Origin of the sequence: Cellulomonas sp. KRMCY2, assembly GCF_000526515.1 — a bacterium.
Lineage (GTDB): Bacteria > Actinomycetota > Actinomycetes > Actinomycetales > Cellulomonadaceae > Actinotalea.
Window position 1 is genome coordinate 803,251 of sequence record NZ_JAGF01000001.1, and the last position, 19,258, is coordinate 822,508.

Here is a 19,258-nt window from a genome sequence, read left to right on the forward strand (position 1 = left end):
TCCCCTACTGTGTACATACGTATTGGGTATCTGCTTGAGTCCAGTAGATTCTGGGGTATGGACGAGCGGATTCCGGTGGCAGGGGTGGACTACCCGCGCACCCATCAGCAGTTGGTGGCGTGGTTCTCCACGGAGGCGGACTGCCTGGCGTACCTGGCCCGGTTGCGCTGGCCGGGCGGGTTCGTGTGTCCGGGGTGCGGGTCGGACCGGGCGTGGCGCACCGCCCGGCGGGGGATGTGGATGTGCTCGGGGTGCGGGCGTCAGACGTCGGTCACGGCGGGCACGATCTTCCACCGGTCCCACACACCGTTGACGACGTGGTTCGCGGCGATCTGGTTCGTCTGCGCGTCGAAGAACGGGGTCTCGGCCAGCACGTTGCAGCAGGTCCTGGGGTTCGGGTCCTATGAGACCGCCTGGGCGTGGATGCACAAGCTGCGCCGGGCGATGGTCCGCCCCGAGCGTGAGCTGCTGGCCGGGGTCGTCGAGCTGGACGAGACGATGGTCGGTGGGCGCGCGAAGAAGGCGTCGAGCGTGGTGATCACCAAGGTCCCGGTGATGGTCGCGGTCGAGACCCCCGGGGGCCGCAAGATCGGCCGGATCCGTCTGGCCAGGGCCGATGCACGCAACTCCAACCAGCTCGTGGACTTCGCCCACCGGGTGATAGCCCCCGGCGCGCACATCCGCACCGACGGCGCCCGCAACCTGCGCCAGCTCGGCGAGCAGGGCTTCACCCACGAGTACCGGGTCCTGATCTCCTCGGTCGAGCCGGCCCACGAGTACCTGCCCGGGGTCCACCTGGTTGCCTCGCTGCTCAAACGCTGGGTCGCCGGGACCCTGCACCACGGGATCTCCAAGCGCCAGCTGGACTACTACCTCGACGAGTTCACCTTCCGGTTCAACCGTCGCTCCTCACGCTCACGCGGCCTGCTGTTCTACCGCCTGCTCCAACAAGCCGTCGCCACCGACCCCCACCCCCTGACTAGCCTCATCGGCGGCACCGAAAACAGCGTCTGACCTGCACACTTGACTCAAGCAGATACCCAATACATATGTTCGAATCGTCCCCCTCGGGACCCGCTCGGCCGCCGGGCGGTGGTGCGGTTCTGAGAGCTGCACCCACCGCGGTGGCGGCGTCGGCCGCGGACTCGTCGGCCGCGGAGTCGTCGGCAGTCGGCCCGGACGGACCGAGCCCCCTCGAGGCAACGCTCGGCAGGCTCGTGCAGCTCTTCCTGGCGGGTCGAGAGGCGGCGGACCGGCGGCCGATCGGGGACAGCTCCGGCCGCGTGCTCGCGGACTCCTCCGATCGGGTGTCGGACAGCCCGGCGGGTCATCCTGCTGGCCGCAGCTCCGGAGGCCCGGCCGATCCGGCGACCGATCAACCGTCCGATCACCCTGGCGCACCGACCGGCCCGGACCCGCGCGCTGTCGGCCCCGGCGCTGTCGGCCCGCGCACTGTCGGCCCGCGCACTGTCGGCCCGCGCGCTGTCGGCCCGCGCGCTGTCGGCCCCGGCGCTGTCGGCCCGCGCACTGTCGGCCCGCGCACTGTCGGCCCGGGCGGCTGGGCCCACACCCACCCGCTGGCCGCGCACCTCGAAGGTCAGGAGCCGGGCGTCGAGCTGGCCGCGCTGGTCGCATCCCTCGACTCCGCAGACATCGACGATGCGGCGCTTCTTGAGGCTGTCGCAGCCTGGGAGCGGGTCATGTCGTGGGCCGCTGCCCGCCAGGCCCACGTCGTCGCCGAGCTACGCCGCCGACGCGAGGCCCAGCGATGCGACGGCTTTCTCGGCGACGAGCTCTCAGCCCGGCTCGGCACCACCCGCGCGATCGGCGAGAGCAAGGTCGGCCTCGCCATCGCCCTCGAACGGCTGCCGGGCGTGGCCGGCGCGCTCGTCCGTGGCGACCTCGACGTCCGCAAGGCCGTCGTGGTCACCGAGGAGGTCATGCACCTGCCGGACGACGTGGCCGCGACCGCCACCGACGCGGTCCTTCCCGACGCGCAGGGGTTGACCGCGCCGCAGCTGCGGGCCAGGCTCCGCAGGTTGGAGATCAGTCGCGACCCCGAAGGCGCACACGACCGCCATGAGCGCGCCAGGGCAGATCGCTACGTCAGCATCAGTCCCACGCAGGACGCCATGGCCTGGCTCACCGCTCTGCTGCCCGCACCGGATGCGGTGGCCGTCTACACGACGCTCACCGCACTGGCAGATGCCGCCGACCCGGCGGACGACCGGTCCATGGGCGCCCGCCGGGCCGACGCGCTGGTCGATCTCGCGACGCGGCACCTCGATGCGGGCATCGGCCCGGACGGTCCCCTGCCGATGCGCCATCGCCGCTACCCGCACCTGGACATCACGGCCTCGGCCGCCTCCTTGCTCGGACTGGACAACGAGCCGGCGGAGCTGGCCGGCTACGGTCCGATCCCCGCCCCGATGGCTCGCGCGATCGCCGACCGCGCGACGTGGCGCCCGTTGCTCATCGATGCGCGGTCCGGCGAGCCGATCGCCCATGCGACGCGGACCTACCGGCCGAGCGCCGAGCTCACCGGCGCGATCCTCGATCGCGACCGGGAGTGCACCTTCCCCGGGTGTCGCGTCGTCGCGGTCCGCTGCGACCTGGACCACATCGAACCGTTCGACACCGCCCGACCAGCCGGCGACCAGACCACGGCCGACAACCTCCATCCCCTGTGCCGACATCACCACCTGGTCAAGACCCACGGCGGATGGGCAGTGGCGCGCGACCCGGCAATCGGCATCACCACGTGGCAGTCGCCGACGGGGCATCGCTACCTGCGCGACCCTGCGCGATGCGGTTCACGCGCGACCGAGCTGACCGCTCTCGAGGGACTGAGCCCGTCAAGGCCGACCGGGCCGACCGGGGTCGTCGGACCTGCCGGGCCTACCGTGTCGCCGTGACCCCGGAACTCTCACTACCCGACCGCTCGCTGCTCGTCGCCGCGTCCTACGTCATCCTGAGGCGCGGGAACGAGGTGCTGCTCCACCTCCGCCGAGGTACCGGCTACCTCGACGACCACTGGGCGACCCTGGCCGGGCACGTCGATCCTGGCGAGTCCGCCGCCGAGGCGGCCTCCCGCGAGGCGATGGAAGAGGCGGGGGTGAGGGTCGACCAGCTGGACCTGCATCCGCTGACCACGCTGCACCGCTTCGAGGTGGGCGGCCCGCAACGAGAGCAGCGCGCGGACTTCTTCTTCGAGGTGCGCGACTGGTCGGGCGACCCGCACATCGTTGAACCGGAGAAGTGCGCCGACATGCGGTGGTTCCGGCTGGACGCGCTGCCCCACCCCGTCGTCCCGCACGAGCTCGAGATCCTCAATCGCCTCGAGCGCCCCGGGCACCCCGGCGACATGCCGGCAATACTCGTCGTGCGCTCCACAGGTCAGGCCGGGGAGCCCTGCTAGCTCGGACCAACATGGCCCAGACCCGCATCACCCAGCAGCTCAGGCCTTCTTGGTGCCGGCCTTGCTCGTCGCGGCCTTCTTCGCTGGAGCCTTCTTGACGGTCGTCCGCGTCGTCGTGCGGCGCTTGACCGGGCCGCGCGCGCGCTTCTCGGCCAGCAGCTCCGCGGCACGCTCGATGGTCACGGTCTCCACCGAGTCCTCCTTGCGCAACGTCGCGTTCGACTCGCCGTCCGTCACGTACGCACCGAACCGGCCCTCCTTGACCACCACCGGCTTGCCGGAGACGGGGTCGACGCCGAGCTCGCGCAGCGGCGCCGTCGCCGACGTCCCGCGTCCGCGCTTGGGCTGCTCGTAGATCGCCAGCGCCTCCTCGAGGGTGACGTCGAACATCGCTTCCTCGCTCGGCAGGGTCCGCGAGTCGGTCCCCTTCTTCAGGTAGGGCCCGTACCGACCGTTCTGCGCGGTGATCTCGACGCCGGTCTCCGGGTCGACGCCGACCACACGCGGCAACGACAGCAGGCGCAACGCGTCGTCGAGCGTGACGGCGTACAGCTCCATGGACTTGAGCAGGGACGCGGTCCTCGGCTTCGGCAGTGCTGCCAGCGCCTTCTTGCGCGCGGCCGCAGAGAGCCCCTCGTCGAGCTCGGGCTCGGGCAGCAGCTCGGTGACGTACGGCCCGTAGCGACCGTTCTTGGCGACGATCGTCGTCCCGGTGCTCGGGTCCTGGCCCAGCACGATGTCGCCGTCCGGCATCGTCTCGAGCAGCTCGCGCGCCTTGGCGACCGTCAGCTCGTCCGGCGCCAGGTCTTCGGGCACGGACGCCCGCCGCGGTGGCGTCGGCACGGCCCCCGCGCCGTCGGCTGTCGCTGCGCCGTCGGCTGTCGCTGCGGTCGCCTCTGCGCCACCGCCGACCCCGGCCTCCTCGAGATACGGCCCGTACCTGCCGACGCGCAGCGTGATGCCGTCACCGATGTCGATCGAGTTGACCTCGCGCGCGTCGATCTCGCCGAGGTTCGCGACGAGGTCGCGCAACCCCTCCCCCTCGGTGCGACCGGTGCCGTCACCGAAGTAGAACCGGGTCAGCCAAGCGACGCGGTCCTTCTCGCCGGCCGCGATGGCGTCGAGGTCCAGCTCCATCTCCGCGGTGAAGTCGTAGTCCACCAACCAGTCGAAGTTCTCCTCCAGCAGCCGCGTGACGGCGAACGCCAGCCAGCTCGGCACGAGGGCCTGACCTCGGTTTGTCACGTACCCGCGGTCCTGGATGACCGAGATCGTCGCGGCGTACGTCGAGGGCCGCCCGATGCCGCGCTCCTCGAGGGCCTTGATCAGGCTCGCCTCGGTGAATCGCGGCGGCGGCGACGTGTGGTGCCCGTCGGCCACCAGGTCCGACCCTGCCATCGCGTCACCCTCGGCCATCTGCGGCAGCCGGGCCTCGGCGCCCGCCCCGCCGGCCTTCGTCGAGCGCTCGCCGGTGGCAGCTCCCCCGGCAGGGCCGCCGGCAGCACCGTCAGCCGAAGAACCGTCAGCCGCCGCACCGTCGTCGTCGGCGTACCGGTCGAGGTCGCGCCCCTCCTCGTACGCCGCCATGAACCCGCGGAACGTGATGACCGTGCCGGACGCCGCGAACACGGCCTCGGCCGCAGAGCCGTCGACCCCCGCAGCGGTCGCCGTCGCACCGAGCCGGACGGACGCCGTCGAGCCGCGCGCGTCGGCCATCTGCGACGCGACAGTGCGCTTCCAGATCAGCTCGTACAGCTTGAACTGGTCGCCGGACAGCTCCCGCGCGACCTGTGCCGGAGTCCGGAAGTGGTCACCGGCGGGCCGGATGGCCTCGTGCGCCTCCTGGGCGCCCTTGCTCTTGGACGCGTAGACCCGGGCGGACGCCGGCACGTACTCCGGCCCGTAGAGCTCGGCGGCCTGGCGACGCGCGGCGTCGATCGCCTGGCTCGACAGCGCAGGTGAGTCGGTACGCATGTAGGTGATGTAGCCGTTCTCGTACAGGCCCTGCGCCGTGCGCATGGTCTGCCGCGACCCCATCCGCAGCTTGCGCGAGGCCTCCTGCTGCAGCGTCGAGGTCGTGAACGGCGCCGCCGGACGGCGTGTGTAGGGCTTGGTCTCCAGGCTCACGACGGCGAACGGCGCCGAGCGCAGACCCTCGGCCAGTGCGATCGCGCGCTGCTCGTCCAGGTGCACCACCTGGGAGCTCTTGAGCATGCCCCGGTCGTCGAAGTCCCGACCGCTGGCCACGCGCTGACCATCGACCTGGACCAGCCGCGCGGTGAAGCTCCCGTGCTCGGCCTCGACCGACGGTGCCGCCTGGGCGAACGTCCCCGTGACGTCCCAGTAGTCGGCGGCGCGGAACGCCATCCGCTCGCGCTCACGCTCGACGACGAGCCTCGTCGCGACGGACTGCACGCGTCCGGCGGACAGGCCCTGCCGCACCTTGCGCCACAGCACCGGGGAGACCTCGTAGCCGTAGAGGCGGTCGAGGATGCGCCGCGTCTCCTGCGCGTCGACGAGGAACTGGTCGAGCGGGCGGGTGTTCTCCAGCGCTCGCTGGATCGCCTCACGCGTGATCTCGTGGAAGACCATCCGCTTGACCGGGACCGTCGGCTTGAGCTCGGAGAGCAGGTGCCACGCGATGGCCTCGCCCTCGCGGTCCTCGTCTGTTGCGAGGTAGAGCTCGTCGGCGCCCTTGAGTGCCCGCTTGAGGTCGGCGACCTTCTTCTTCTTGTCCGCGTCGACGACGTAGTAGGGCTCGAACCCGTTGTCGACGTCGACCGCGAACTTGCCGAACGGGCCCTTCTTCATCTCCACCGGCAGCTCGGACGGCTGAGGCAGGTCGCGGATGTGCCCGACGGACGCCTCGACGGTGAACCCCTCGCCGAGGTAGCCGGCGATCGTGCGCGCCTTCGCCGGCGACTCCACGATCACGAGCTTGCGACCTGCGGCCATGCGGACCTGCTTCCTGGGTTGCACCGGTCCGGACGTCCGGACCGCGCGACGGTTCACCGTCGATCGGGCACTCTACGACCTCTGGTCAAGCCGGACCCACCGGGCGTCCGCCTCCTGAGCTCGGCCACGCCACCTCCTGAGCTCAGCCACGCCTCGGCTCGGCGGCCCGACGGAGCAGCAGGAGCGCCCCGAACGCGGCGCACGAGAACGCGACGACGGCCAGCGCACCGCCGCCGTACGCGGTGAGCAGCTCAGCCTTCGAGTCGAGACCGCCGTCGAGCCCGGCGAGGCTGCGCTGCAGCGCGAGCGCAGCACCGGCACCGCTGACCAGGCCCGCCACCAGCAGCAGCGCAGCGACGGCGGCCGTCTCGCGCGGGTGCTCGACGCCTGGGACCACCGGGCCGTGCGAGCCGAGCGCGCCCGCGAGCGCACCCCAGGCCAGCACGACCAGCAGGGCGGCGACGACATCGCTCGGCCGGTGCCACTTGCCGACCAGCGTCGACACCCCGGTCGCCGCGGTGTAGACGGCACCGAGGACGGCGGCGGCCGGCCGGAGCCGACGGGGCACCACGAAGACGAGGGCCGCGGAGACCGACGCGGCAGCCGTGGTGTGGCCGCTCGGCAGCGAGTTGCGCAGCGGGTCGTCGATGCCGAGGTCCGGCCGGTCCAGCACGCCCAGCTTGAGCACCTGGCTGGTCAGGTTGGCGCCGCCCATGAGGACGGCAACCTGCAGGGCCAGCAGCGTCCGTCGGCGCAGGACCGCGAGCAGCATCGTCGCGACCAGCACGACGGCGATGAACGGCACGGAGATCACGTCGAGGACCGGTTCAGCGATCTGCCAGAGCCGGTTCTGACCGAACTCGGCTCCGTCGAACGCCGCCTGCTCGAGCAGTCGGCCGGTCCGGCTCAGCACGAAGTACGACCAGGTGGCCCAGACGCCGACCCCTGCGAGCGCCGCCACCACGAGCGCCGGACCGCGATGCCCGGCCCGCAGGGTCGGGGGGGCGGCGGGGTCGGCGCAGCGTCCGTCGGCACCGCGTGAGCGGCAGCCGGGGGGAAGCTCGGGGGACCAACCATCCGACCACGGTAGGTGACGCCGCGGCGCGAGGCCCACCCCGCCCGGCTGTGAGATGGCCGGGCGAGCCGGTGACTCACCCCTTTGCACAGGCACCTCACAGGTTTCACCCAGGTGGTGCGCAGCCACCAGGGGCACGATGGATGCCATGAGCACACCGACGACCGTCCGCTCGATCAGCGCTGCCCGCGAACACCTCACCAGGCCCGACGGCAGCCCGATCCGCGCCCTGGTGGTCGACGACGAGCCCTCCCTCGGCGACCTGCTCGCCACCGCCCTGCGCTATGAGGGGTGGCAGGTCGAGACCGCGCTGACCGGCCACGCAGCCATCAAGGCGGCGAAGGCGATGGCGCCCGACGTGATCCTGCTCGACGTCATGCTCCCCGACATGTCCGGCCTCGAGGTCCTGCGCCGGGTTCGCGCCACCCGGTCGGACGTGCCCGTCCTGTTCCTCACCGCACGCGATGCCGTCGAGGACCGGATCGCGGGCCTGACCGCCGGTGGCGACGACTACGTCACGAAGCCGTTCAGCCTCGAGGAGGTCGTCGCCCGGCTGCGTGCCCTGCTGCGCCGGTCCGGAGCCACCGCCGTGCACGAGGACGCCCGGCTCGTCGTCGGCGACCTGACCATGGACGAGGACAGCCACGAGGTGACCCGGGACGGTACGGACATCCACCTCACAGCGACCGAGTTCGAGCTGCTGCGCTACCTCATGCGCAACCCCCGACGCGTCCTGTCCAAGGCCCAGATCCTCGACCGCGTCTGGCAGTACGACTTCGGCGGGCAGGCGAACATCGTCGAGCTCTACATCTCCTACCTGCGCCGCAAGATCGACGCCGGTCGGACGCCGATGATCCACACGCTGCGTGGCGTCGGCTACCAGCTCAAGGCGGCCGAGCCCCGGCCCGACGAGCGCTGATGCCGCGGTTCGCCCTCGGAGCACGACGACGATCTCGGACGCCGCAGGCCGGCGACCCGCAGGCCGGCGACCCGCAGGCACCGGTCGCGGCCCGGCCGGCGGGTGGACGCGGGCCCCAGCACCGGACCCTGCGTCGTCGGCTCGTCGCCGTGCTCCTGGGCCTGCTCATCGGTGTGGCCGGTGCGATGGGTGTGGTCTCGAGCCTCGCACTCCGCGGCTCTCTCGTCGCACAGCTCGACGACCGACTGTTCGCATCGAGCGAGCGTGCCGCGGCGGCCGAGCGTGGCTTCGGACCGGTGCCGGACGATCACACCGACGACCTGGCGGCGGCCCCGGACGGCCCGCCGCCAGCCCTCGACGCCCCCGGGCAGGGCACCGGCACGGTCACCCTGTCCGTCCAGGGCGACGCCGTCCGCTCGGGCTACATCGACGACAACGGAGCCTTCCAGGCACTGACCGACGAGCAGGAGTCCCTGCTCGAGGCCGTCAGCCCGAGCGATGTGCCGCGGACCGTCCATCTGGCCGAGCTCGGTGAGTACCGCGTGCTCGCGACCACGACGGCGGACGGCGGCCTCCTGGTCACCGGCCTGTCCACCGCCGACGCGACCGCGACCGTGCAGGACTACCTCGTGGTCGAGGCTCTGGTCGCCGCTGCCGGCATCGTCATCGCCGCCCTGGCCGGCACGGCACTGGTGCGCCGCGAGCTCGAGCCGCTCGAGCGGGTCGCCGCGACCGCCACCCGGGTCTCCGAGCTCCCCCTCGACCGCGGCGAGGTCAGCCTCACGCGCGTGCCGGAGGCCGACACCGACCCCGGCACGGAGGTCGGTCAGGTCGGCGCGGCCCTCAACCGGATGCTCGGCCACATCGAGGCCGCCCTGACCGCGCGGCACGAGAGCGAGACCCAGGTGCGCCAGTTCGTCGCGGATGCGAGCCACGAGCTGCGGACCCCGCTCGCCTCGATCCGCGGCTACGCCGAGCTCGTCCGGCGCCTGCCGGCCGGGCTCCCGGATGACGCGCTGCGCGCGATGGAACGCGTCGAGTCCGAGGCCGAGCGGATGACATCCCTGGTCGAGGACCTGCTGCTGCTCGCCCGGCTCGATGCCGGGCGCACCCTGGACCGCGTCGAGGTCGACCTCACGGCCCTGGCGATCGACGCGGTCGCCGATGCGCACGTCGCCGGCCCCGACCACGTGTGGCGGCTCGACCTGCCGCCCGACGGCGACCCCACGGACGGACCCCACCCCACGGACGGAGCCGACGGCGAGGACGCGGACCTCGACGAGACCGGCGCGGCGCCCTGTGTCGTCGCCGGCGACGAGCACCGCCTCCGTCAGGTCCTGGCGAACCTGCTCTCCAACGCCCGTGCGCACACGCCACCGGGGACGACAGTCGTGACCTCGGTGCGGTGCGACGGCGAGACCGTCACCGTCCAGGTGCAGGACGACGGCCCAGGCATCCCCGACACCCTGCGCGGACGACTGTTCCAGCGGTTCACGCGGGGTGAGGAGGGTCGCTCGCGGGGCGCGGGGTCGACCGGTCTCGGCCTCGCCATCGTCGACGCCGTCGTCGCGGCCCACGGGGGACGCATCGAGGTCGACGGGCAGGCAGGCGCCACGACGTTCACGGTGACCCTGCCGGTCGCGCCGGCTGGATGATCTGCTCGGACTGATCTGCTCGGGCGCGATGATGTGCTCGGAGGCAGTGGCTGCGCCCGGACGCACGTGATCTGCTCAGACGCACCCGGCCCCCGACCGCCAGCGCGAAGCGATCGGGGGCGGGATCCTGGGCCGATCAGGGGGTCTCGGCGCTCAGGAGCTCATCTGCTGACCAAGGTCAGCTGCTCACCAACAGAGCCACCCTCTCCGGTCCGGCTGGACGGTTGCCCTGTGCAGGCTGTGCGTCCGCTGTGGGGTGAGCACCATCAGCCGTCCGACTGCCGCGGCACCCCAGCCCCGGGCGCGCCGCCGCGTGCAGGCACGCCGCCGGTCGGCACCTGCCCCGACGTCGATCCGCTCAGGCCGCTCAGCCCGCTCTCGGCTGAGTCGTCGTCGACCGCCAGCGGCTCCAGCAGGTCGGCGAGCACGATCTCGTCGCCGACCGTGAGCCCGGAAGCGATCTCGGTGAGCTCCGTACCCACCACCCCGGTCGTCACCTGCACGTCACTGACGACGTCGTCAGCCAGGACCTGGACCGTCGCGACGGAGCCGTCGACGTGCACCGCGGACGTCGGCACCGTGACGGCGCTCTCGTTCGCTCCCACCGTGATGGTCAGCTGCGCCGCGGCCCCGTCGAACAACGGCTGATCCGTGCTGTCCACCGCGACGACCACGGTGTACGACGGGTCCGAGCTCGTGGTCGAGGCGTTGAGGATGCCGATGCTGCTGACCACTCCGGTGAGCACGCCTGCGGCGCTGGCCACGGTGAGGGTCGTCGACTGCCCGACCTCGACCGTGTCGATGTCGGAGACCGCGATCGTCGTCTCCACGACGTAGCCGTCCACGCCGATGACGGTGATCACCGCGCTGGTGGATGACGCGGGCACGGTGTCGCCGGCGGCCATCGACACCGCGGCGACCGTGCCGACGACGGGACTGGTCAGGCTGACCCTGCCGAGCGCCGCCGTCGCGATCGCGACCTCCGCCTCGGCCACGTCGATCGCAGCCCGATCGGCCAGGATGTCCGCCGCGGACGCGACCTGTGTCGTCTCCGAGCCCCCGGCCTGGCTCGCGACCGGGACGACCGGTGCGGTCGCTGAGGTCGACGGCGTCATGACGGTGGACGGGGCCGGTCCCGTCCCCGCTGGTCCGGTCGAGGCTGGTTCGGTCGAGCCGCCCGACGACGTGGCCGCTGCGGCGACCGCCACCCGGACGGCCTCCTGGGCCGCGGTGACGGCGTGGTCGAGCGCCACGGCCAGGTCGAGGAGCGCCGTCTGGCCCGCGGCGACGGCCTCCTGGTCGGTCGCGACCTGTCCGATCGCCGCCTGGCAAGCGAGCAACGCATCGGCCACAGGCACGGTCGGGTCGGGGTCGGCCGGGTCCACGGGGTCCGCCGGGTCCACCGGATCGGCCGGGTCTGCGGGGTCCGCCGGGTCCACCGGGTCCGCCGGGTCCACCGGGTCCGCGGGGTCCACCGGGTCCACCGGATCGCTCGTCTCGACTGTCGCCGCGCTCGCGGTGACGAATGCGTTGCACACCGACTCCGAGGTCGCGAGGCTCGACGCGCTCTGCTCGAGCGCGGCGGAGACGACCTCGTACTGAGCGATCAGGTCGTCCTGGGCCCGGCGCACCGCCGCGAGCGCTGCCACGACACCCGGATCCTGCATCGGGTCCGACGACGCGTCGACGCCCGCAGGGTCGGCTGGATCGCTCGCCTGCGTGCCGGTCGCCTGCGTGCCGGGCGCCGTGGCCGACACACTCGTAGCCGACACGCTCGTAGCCGACACGCTCGCCGACGAGGTCTCGCTCACCGCAGTCTGCGACTCCAGGTCGTCCTCGAGCTCCTGCTCCGCGTCGGCCAGGGCGGCCTCGGCCTCCTCGAGGGCATCCTCGAGCGCGGTCGTGTCGAGCGTTGCCAGCACGTCACCCGGCCCGACGACATCGCCGACGGCGACGTCGACGGTCGCGACCGTGCCCGCCACCGGGAACGCGGCGTCGCGCAACGTCGCCGAGGCGATCGTGCCCACCGCATCGATGGTCTGCTCGACCTGACCGGTGCTCGCGATCGCTGTCCGGTAGCGCGGCCCGGCCTCCCGTCCCGAGGCGATCGCCACGCCGCCGCCCACCAGGCAGACCACCAGCGCACCTGCGCCCACGGCGGGCCACCTGCTGTGCCTGCGCCGCGAGTGCCCGGACCCACCGCGAGGCGGGTCGACCGCCTCACGGTGCCGGTCGGTCGCCCTGTCACTCATCACTACCTCCCGGTGCAGGCATCCCGCTGCCGAAGCCGTCGGTGCAGCCGTCCGCGACCGGTTCGGTGAGCGTCAGCGTCGTCGAGGCCATCCCTCCGCGGTCGTCGGTCTCGCCCCGCGCGGAGGCGCACAGGCCGACGACGATCGCTGAGGCGTCCGTCGCAACGCTCGCGGTGTAGGTCGTATCCGGGTCGACCTCGACCGTCGTCGTCGTCACGGCATCGTCGGCGCCGGTCACCTGAACGGTGATGCCCGTCGCCGACACGGCGGTGACCAGACCGGACGTGACCTGCCCGAAGCCGCCGCGCTCCTGGCGACCGGCCGGTGCCGTGCCGTCACCAGGCTCGGTCACGCCGGGCTCGGTCACGTCGAGCTCGGTCACGTCGGGCTCGGTCACGTCGAGCTCGGTCACGTCGGGCTGGGCGGGCGTGTCCGCCGTGGGTTCCAGCTCCTCGACGGACGACAGCGCCCCGCCGGATGGCAGATCGTCGGAGGATCCCGCCGCGTCCGACGGCACGGTGCCGCCGTCCGGCATCTCCGGTCGCGTCCCGCCGGCACCGAGACCGCTCGCCGAGCACTCACCATCCACAGCCGCGCTGATCGCCACGGTCGTCACCGCACCGGAGGATGCGTCGACGGAGCCGTCAGTCCCGGAAGCCTCGTCCACGCCGTCCGAACCGACCACGTCCCCCATCGCGACCGCGACGACACACGCGCCCACCGTGACCTGGTCGAGGCCCGCGCCGGCGATGCGGGTGATCACCGTCTCGTCCGTCCAGCTCACTGCGGTCTGCGAGTCGGTCGACTGCACCTGCATGACGCCGTCGGCCACCGACGCGATCAGCCCGGAGACACCACCGCGTCCCGCGCCGCCGGTGATGCTCTCCTCTGCCTGTGCGACGTCTGCCTGTGCAACGTCTGTCTGTGCGACGTCTGTCTGTGCGACGTCGCCGGCCGCCTCCGGGTCGGCGGCACACCCGACGACCAGCAGGCAGACGGCCGCCGCGAGTGCAGCCGCCGGTCCGACCTTGTGGACGTGTCGGCGGTCCAGGTACGGACAGCGGTCCAGGTGCGGACCCGGGGTCAGGCTGGCGAGCATCGTTCCTCCTCATGGGACACGGCACAGCGGGCAGCACGGCACAGGGGGCAGCACGGCACGGGGACAGCACGGCACAGCGGGCAGCACGGCACAGGGGCAGCACGGCGCTACTCGCTGCGCAGCGCATCGATGGGCGCCAGTCGCGCAGCCCTGGTCGCGGGGTAGACGCCGAAGACGAGGCCGATGCCGATCGCGACGACGATCGAGCCGGCCACCGCGGCGCCGGAGACGACGATGGACGAGCCGAGCAGGTCGGGCAGCACCGTGGCCGAGGCGATCCCCGACCCCGCGCCGAGCACGCCCCCGGCGAGACCGAGCACGGTGGCCTCGACGAGGAACTGGCGACGGATCGCCCACGGCGGCGCGCCGAGGGCCTTGCGCAGGCCGATCTCGCGGGTCCGTTCGGTGACCGAGACGAGCATGATGTTCATCACCCCGATCCCGCCGACCAGCAGGGAGAGGCCCGCGATGCCGGTGAGCAGCACGGTCAGCGTCCGGTAGACCGCCGTGGCCGTGCTGACCAGGGAGTCCTGGCTGTTGATCGTGAAGTCGGCGTCCTCGACACTGCCGATCGCGTGCAGGTTGAGCAGGAGCGTCTCGGTCTCCTGGTGGGCCGCCGAGAGCTGGTCGGCCGATGCGGCCTGGACGTAGACGGTCGAGACCGCATTGCGGTCGCGCCCACCGATCACCTGGTCCGCCGCGGTCGACAACGGGATCACCGCCAGGTCGTCGAGGTTCGTCGACGAGGAGGCACCCTCGGTGGTGAGCACCCCGACCACCGTGAAGGGTGTGTCGGCGATCGTGACGATCTGACCGACGACGTCGGTCGACCCGAACAGCTCGGTCGCGGTCTCGGCGCCGAGCACGACGACTGTCGCACCAGCCACCTCGTCCTCGGCGGTGAAGAAGGACCCGGCGGCGATCTCCCGGGACCGCACGTCGAGCCAGTCCTGCGTCGTCCCGACGACTGTCGTCGTCCAGTTCGTCGAGCTGTTCGCGATCGACAGGGAGCTCGACTTCTCCGGTGCCACGCCGGCCACGTCGGGTGCGTTGACCTCCGAGGCCAGCGCCTGGGCGTCGGACCTCGTCAGGGTCGCGCTCGAGCCGAAGCCGCCGCGCATCCCCTCGGCGTCGGTGCTGCTGCCGGGGGTGACGATGAGCAAGTTGCTGCCGAGCGCGCTGATCTGTTCGCTGACGTCCTTCTGGGTCCCCAGGCCCAGCCCGACGGTCAGGATCACCGCGGCGATGCCGATCAGGATCCCCAGGACGGTCAGGGTCGACCGCAGGCTGTGCGACCGCACCGCGGCAAGTCCGGTGCGCAGGGTCTCGGTCCAGCTCACGAAGCATTCACCTCGTCCGCGTGGATCTGACCGTCGCGCACCCGGACGATCCGGCGGGCATGCTGCGCGACGTCGTGCTCGTGCGTGATCAGCACGATCGTGCGCCCGTGCCCGTGCAGCTCGTCGAGCAGCGAGAGCACGTCCCTGGTCGAGCCGGAGTCGAGGTTGCCGGTCGGCTCGTCCGCCAGGATCAACGCCGGTTCGCCGACCAGCGCCCGAGCCACGGCCACGCGCTGCTGCTGGCCACCGGACAGCTCCCCCGGCCGGTTGGCGAGCTTGTCGCCCAGACCCACCCGGGCCAGCGCCGCCTCCGCCCGCTCCTTGCGCCGGTGGCCGGGTACCCGTCCGTACACCAGCGGCAGCTCGACGTTGCGCCAGGCAGACAGCGAGGACAACAGGTTGAACTGCTGGAAGACGAACCCGATCCGGCGGTTGCGGATCGCGGCGAGGTCCACCTCGTCCAGCTCGCTGACGTCGTCGCCGGCCAGGTGGTAGCTGCCGGCCGTCAGCGTGTCGAGGCAGCCGATGACGTTCATCAAGGTCGACTTGCCGGAGCCGGACGGACCCATCACGGCCACGTACTCCCCCTCGTCGATGCGCAGGTCGATGCCGCGCAGCGCCTCGTACTCGATGCTCCCGGTCCGGTACGTCTTGCCTGCGCCGCGGAGCTCGATGACCGGCTCAGCCACCGGTCGGCCCACCCGGCATCTGCCCGTCGGTCGGCATCTGCTCCGGGTCGAAACCCTCGGGCAGCTGGCCCGGGTCGAACTCGCCGCCGGGGAGTCCGGTGCCGCCCTCCTCGGTGGTCTCGCCGTCCGTGCCCGTCCCCTGCTGGTCGGTCTGCGCGACGACGGACACCACGACCTCGTCCCCCTCGACGAGGCCCGAGGTGATCTCGGTCAGGTCACCCATCGTCTGGCCGACGGTGACGACGGTCGAGACGGCCTCGCCGTCCGACCCGGACTGCGTGACCACCGACTCGCCGTCGACGGTCCGCACCGCGGCCGACGGGACGGTCAGCGCGTCGGAACGCCGCTCGTAGATGATCTCCACATCCGCCGAGACGCCGTCGTGGACGCCCTCCGGCCGACCGGTCACCGCGATGACGACCGGGTAGGCCGCCACGCCGGACGTGCTCGTCGAGATCAGCCCGATCTCCGTGACGACCCCGAAGATCGTGCTCGTCGCGTCCTCGACGGTGATCTCTGCCTGGTCTCCCACGGCGATCAGTGCGACGTCGCCGTCGTCGACCGCGACGTCCAGCTCCCAGCTGTCCGTGCCGACGACGACGAGCTGCGCGGACGACGTCGCCGACGCGGTGGTCGTGGCGGCGCCGGTCACCGAGGAGCCGCCCTGGTCGGTCACGCCGCCGGTCACAGACGACCCGGACGACCCGGTGACCACCTGACCGACCGTCAGAGCCACCGCGGTGAGCAGTCCGCCCACCGGCGAGATGAGCGTCGCCCCGGACATCGCCTCGGTGGCGGTGTCCACGCCAGCCTGCGCCACCTCGACCTGGGCCTCGTCGGCCGCGATCTGCGCTTCGGCGGCATCCGAGCCGTCGTCGGCGTCCTCGTCGTCGGCGAGCCGCGCCTCCGCACTCGCCAGCGTCGCCTTCGCGCCGAGCAGCTCGGCGTTGAGGGTGAGGGTGTCGATGGTCGCGAGCTGCTGGCCCGCGACGACGGTCTGACCGACGGCGACGTCGACCGACGTCACCGTCCCGCTCGCCGCGAAGCTGATCTCCTCCTGGACCGTCGGCGTCAGCGTGCCGGTCGCGGACACGCTCTGCTCGAGCGTCGCGAGGCTCGCCGCCACCACCTGACCGGTCACGGCCGGACCGGTGTCGGCCACCGCGGCGTCCCGCACGACGAACCAGTACGTGCCGCCCGCGACGGCGACGAGAACCACCACGGCCCCGGCGATCACCCGGGCACGGATCGTCGTCCGCCTGACCCTCTGCACCATCATCGTCCTCACGTCACGGGCGAGCTCGACCGTTGCCGAACGTAGGACGACGACCTGGACCGCAGGCAGGCGCACGCTGTGGGGGCACTGTGAGCGCGGGCCCAGGAGGGCCCAGGACCCGCGCGGCTCGGACCGGACGCTCAGCCGAGCTGCAGGAACCCGTCCGCCACGAGGTCGCGGACCTGCGGCAGCAGCTCGGCGCCCAGGCGATCGGCCGGAGCCTCGAGCAGGTCGGCCAACGCACCCACGATCTGCCCGATCCGCAGCTCCCCGTCACACGCCCCGACCAGGCCCGCGAGCGCCGTCCCGGCCTGCACGGTGCGTCCGAAGCCGTCGCCCTGCCGCAGCAGCACGAGGGTCGGATCGATCGCGCCGGGTGTCAGGTGGCGTTCCTCGGTCACGTCCGGGGCGACGACCAGGCGTTCGGCGGCGAGCGCGTCGTCGTCGCGCACGGCGAGCCAGTCGTGGGCCGCGAGCGCGCCGGCGAGGTGGGCACCGAGCGGCTGCCGGACCGGCCCGGTCCGCTCCTCGATCCGCCGCAGCGTCGGCCGACCGTCGAGCGGCTTGCGCAGGACCACGAGACCGAAGCCCACCGCCTCGACGTCCCGCGACGCGAGGTCGTCGAGCCAGGCCACGTAGCCGGAGCGCCAGCCGTCCGGATCGCGGTCCGCCGTCGTCCCGCCGTCCCGGAGCCACGTCTCGGCGTACTGTGCCGGGTCCTGGACCTCGCGCTGCACGATCCAGGCATCGAGACCCGAGCGCTCGACCCACTCCCCGACGCGCTCACGCCAGCTCTGTCCCGAGCGGTGCTCCCAGTTGCCGAGCATCTGCGCGACGCCGCCCGGTGCGAGGACGTCACCGACCTCCACGATCAGGTCGCGGACGAGGTCGTCCCCCGCGCGCCCGCCGTCCCGGTACTCGTACCGCGGCATCGTCCGTGGCGTGATCACGAACGGCGGGTTTGACACCACCAGGTCGAACAGCTCGACCGGGCTGTCCGGCCTGACTGTCCTGTCCGGCCTGACTGTCCTGACTGTCCTGACCGGCTCGAGCATCGACCCGCGGCGCAGGTCGAGCTCGACACCCGCCAGTGCGGCGTTGAACGCTGCGAAGCCCAGCGCCCGCTCGGAGACGTCGGTGGCCACGACCGACCGGCTGTGCCGAGCAGCGTGCAGCGCCTGGATCCCGCATCCGGTCCCGAGGTCGAGCGTGCGCTCACGCGGCGTCCGGACCGTCACCTGGACCAGGGTCATGGACGCCCCGCCGACGCCGAGCACGTGGTCGGTCCGCAGCGCGGCGCCGGTCGCCGTCTCACCGAGGTCCGAGGCGATCCACCAGTCGACCGGGCCCGCTGCATCGACGGCTCGGTACGGCCGCAGATCGACGAGCGGCCGGACGGCGCCGTCGGGCCCGTGCCCGGCCGCGGCGACCAGCCCGAGCCGGACGGCGCCGTCGGTCCGGGTGCCGGGGAGCGCCCGGTCGAGCGCGGAGCGGGTCACGGGCAGGCCGAGCACGAGGAGTCGGAACAGCGTCGAGAGCGAGGTCGCGGGAGCTCGGTCGAGAACCCGGACGGCAGGCACGGACTGCTCGCGGTGCAGCGCGGCGGACGCGACCGGTCCCAGCAGGTCGTCGATCGCCGCAACCGTGAGGTCCGCCCGCACGAGGTCCGCGCGAAGGACGTCGACGGCCTGGCGGTCGGGAGCCCAGCGGCCCCGGCCGACGTCGCCGACGCCGACGCGTGCAGAGCCGACACCCGAAGAGCCGACACCCGCAGTGCCGGAACCCGCAGGGCTGGTACCTGGCGTCGTCACGTCGCCCATCCTTCCCTGCCGATGGCGTCGCGGCACTCAGCCCGCGTCGCGGCACTCAGCCCGCGTCGCGCCGCTCAGACAGCCGTGCTCAGCCAGTACCGCCGCTTGGTCCCGCACGAACCAGGCGCCGGCACGACGTCCTGCAGGACGCCACCACACCGTTCGATGACTGCGGCGGACGCGACGTTGTCGTCGTCGCAGGTCACCAACGCCTCGGCAAGGCCCAACGTGCGGGCCACCGCCAGGGCCTGGCGCAGCATGGCTGTGGCATGTCCCCGGTTCCGGAACGCCGGTCGCACCGCATAGCCGATGTGGCCACCGACCTGCGCGAGGGAGTCGTTCAGCCGGTGCCGGACGGACACGCACCCGACGATGACGCCGTCGACGTCGCCGACCAGGTAGGTGGACGGGACCCGACCCTCGTGCAGGCCGACACCCGCCTGCTCCTGTGCGAGACGTTCGAGGTAGGTGCGCCAGTCCTCGCCCCGACGGACGCCCGACAGGAACGTGTACCGGTCCCGTTCGAGCTCCTCGTGCGCAGCCAGCGCCTGCTCCTCGTCGTCTGCCATGAGCGGACGCAGGATCACGCGGCCACGAGTGCGGTAGACCCCCATGGCGCCATGCTCGCAGGTGCTGGGCCCGCAGGTGCTGGGCTCGCAGGTGCTGGGCTCGCAGGTGCTGGGCCCGCAGGTGCTGGGCTCGCAGGTACCGGTCCCGCAGGTACCGGTCCCGCAGGCGCCATGCTCGCAGGTACTGGACCGTTCGTGGC

The 19,258-nt window shown here is 72.4% G+C and carries 14 protein-coding genes; 5 read left to right on the forward strand and 9 right to left on the reverse strand.

What is annotated here, in order from left to right; genetic code table 11:
* Positions 1-75 precede the first annotated feature (75 nt).
* The 3 genes from K415_RS0103970 to K415_RS0103980 all read left to right on the forward strand — a co-directional run bounded on the left by K415_RS0103970 (position 76) and on the right by K415_RS0103980 (position 3,418).
* Complete coding sequence (locus tag K415_RS0103970) at positions 76-1,014, forward strand: IS1595 family transposase (protein ID WP_024285365.1); 939 nt, start codon at positions 76-78, stop codon at positions 1,012-1,014.
* 110 nt (positions 1,015-1,124) lie between these two features.
* Positions 1,125-2,915, forward strand: coding sequence for an HNH endonuclease signature motif containing protein (locus K415_RS22465; protein WP_024285810.1), 1,791 nt, complete (start codon positions 1,125-1,127; stop codon positions 2,913-2,915).
* Entirely contained in the window at positions 2,912-3,418 is a 507-nt protein-coding gene (locus K415_RS0103980) for an NUDIX domain-containing protein (RefSeq protein WP_024285811.1), read from the forward strand. The genes K415_RS22465 and K415_RS0103980 overlap by 4 nt, the downstream gene beginning before the upstream one ends.
* A gap of 39 nt (positions 3,419-3,457) precedes the next feature.
* On the opposite strand, the gene topA is transcribed toward K415_RS0103980, so the two are convergent.
* Together topA and K415_RS0103995 are read right to left on the reverse strand one after the other, a co-directional pair.
* Entirely contained in the window at positions 3,458-6,373 is a 2,916-nt protein-coding gene (topA, locus tag K415_RS0103985; protein ID WP_024285812.1) for a type I DNA topoisomerase, read from the reverse strand.
* Positions 6,374-6,515: 142 nt separating this feature from the next.
* Positions 6,516-7,334, reverse strand: coding sequence for a phosphatase PAP2 family protein (locus tag K415_RS0103995; protein WP_034661949.1), 819 nt, complete (start codon positions 7,332-7,334; stop codon positions 6,516-6,518).
* 262 nt (positions 7,335-7,596) lie between these two features.
* Between K415_RS0103995 and K415_RS0104000 the strand changes: the two genes are divergently transcribed.
* Positions 7,597-8,367: a response regulator transcription factor gene (locus K415_RS0104000; RefSeq protein WP_024285814.1), complete on the forward strand. Its 771-nt coding sequence runs from the start codon at positions 7,597-7,599 to the stop codon at positions 8,365-8,367.
* Positions 8,367-10,022: a cell wall metabolism sensor histidine kinase WalK gene (locus tag K415_RS0104005; protein WP_024285815.1), complete on the forward strand. Its 1,656-nt coding sequence runs from the start codon at positions 8,367-8,369 to the stop codon at positions 10,020-10,022. Before K415_RS0104000 ends, K415_RS0104005 begins: the two co-directional genes overlap by 1 nt.
* Before the next feature lie 266 nt (positions 10,023-10,288).
* Here K415_RS0104005 and K415_RS24990 read toward each other — a convergent pair whose 3' ends face one another.
* The 7 genes from K415_RS24990 to K415_RS0104040 all read right to left on the reverse strand — a co-directional run bounded on the left by K415_RS24990 (position 10,289) and on the right by K415_RS0104040 (position 19,103).
* Entirely contained in the window at positions 10,289-12,178 is a 1,890-nt protein-coding gene (locus K415_RS24990) for an efflux RND transporter periplasmic adaptor subunit (RefSeq protein ID WP_024285816.1), read from the reverse strand.
* Between the two features lie 88 nt (positions 12,179-12,266).
* Positions 12,267-13,373 carry a hypothetical protein gene (locus K415_RS0104015; protein ID WP_024285817.1) on the reverse strand — a complete coding sequence of 369 codons (1,107 nt, stop codon included), beginning with the start codon at positions 13,371-13,373 and terminating at the stop codon, positions 12,267-12,269.
* 107 nt (positions 13,374-13,480) lie between these two features.
* On the reverse strand, positions 13,481-14,713 hold the full coding sequence (locus K415_RS0104020; RefSeq protein WP_024285818.1) for an ABC transporter permease: 1,233 nt from the start codon (positions 14,711-14,713) through the stop codon (positions 13,481-13,483).
* Positions 14,710-15,402, reverse strand: coding sequence for an ABC transporter ATP-binding protein (locus K415_RS0104025; protein ID WP_197024655.1), 693 nt, complete (start codon positions 15,400-15,402; stop codon positions 14,710-14,712). Before K415_RS0104025 ends, K415_RS0104020 begins: the two co-directional genes overlap by 4 nt.
* On the reverse strand, positions 15,395-16,681 hold the full coding sequence (locus tag K415_RS0104030) for an efflux RND transporter periplasmic adaptor subunit (protein ID WP_231494817.1): 1,287 nt from the start codon (positions 16,679-16,681) through the stop codon (positions 15,395-15,397). The genes K415_RS0104025 and K415_RS0104030 overlap by 8 nt, the downstream gene beginning before the upstream one ends.
* A 137-nt stretch (positions 16,682-16,818) precedes the next feature.
* Positions 16,819-18,498, reverse strand: coding sequence for a methyltransferase (locus K415_RS0104035; protein WP_024285821.1), 1,680 nt, complete (start codon positions 18,496-18,498; stop codon positions 16,819-16,821).
* Between the two features lie 65 nt (positions 18,499-18,563).
* Positions 18,564-19,103 (reverse strand): GNAT family N-acetyltransferase, encoded by a 540-nt coding sequence (locus K415_RS0104040; protein ID WP_081784861.1) that lies wholly within the window; start codon positions 19,101-19,103, stop codon positions 18,564-18,566.
* Positions 19,104-19,258 lie beyond the last annotated feature (155 nt).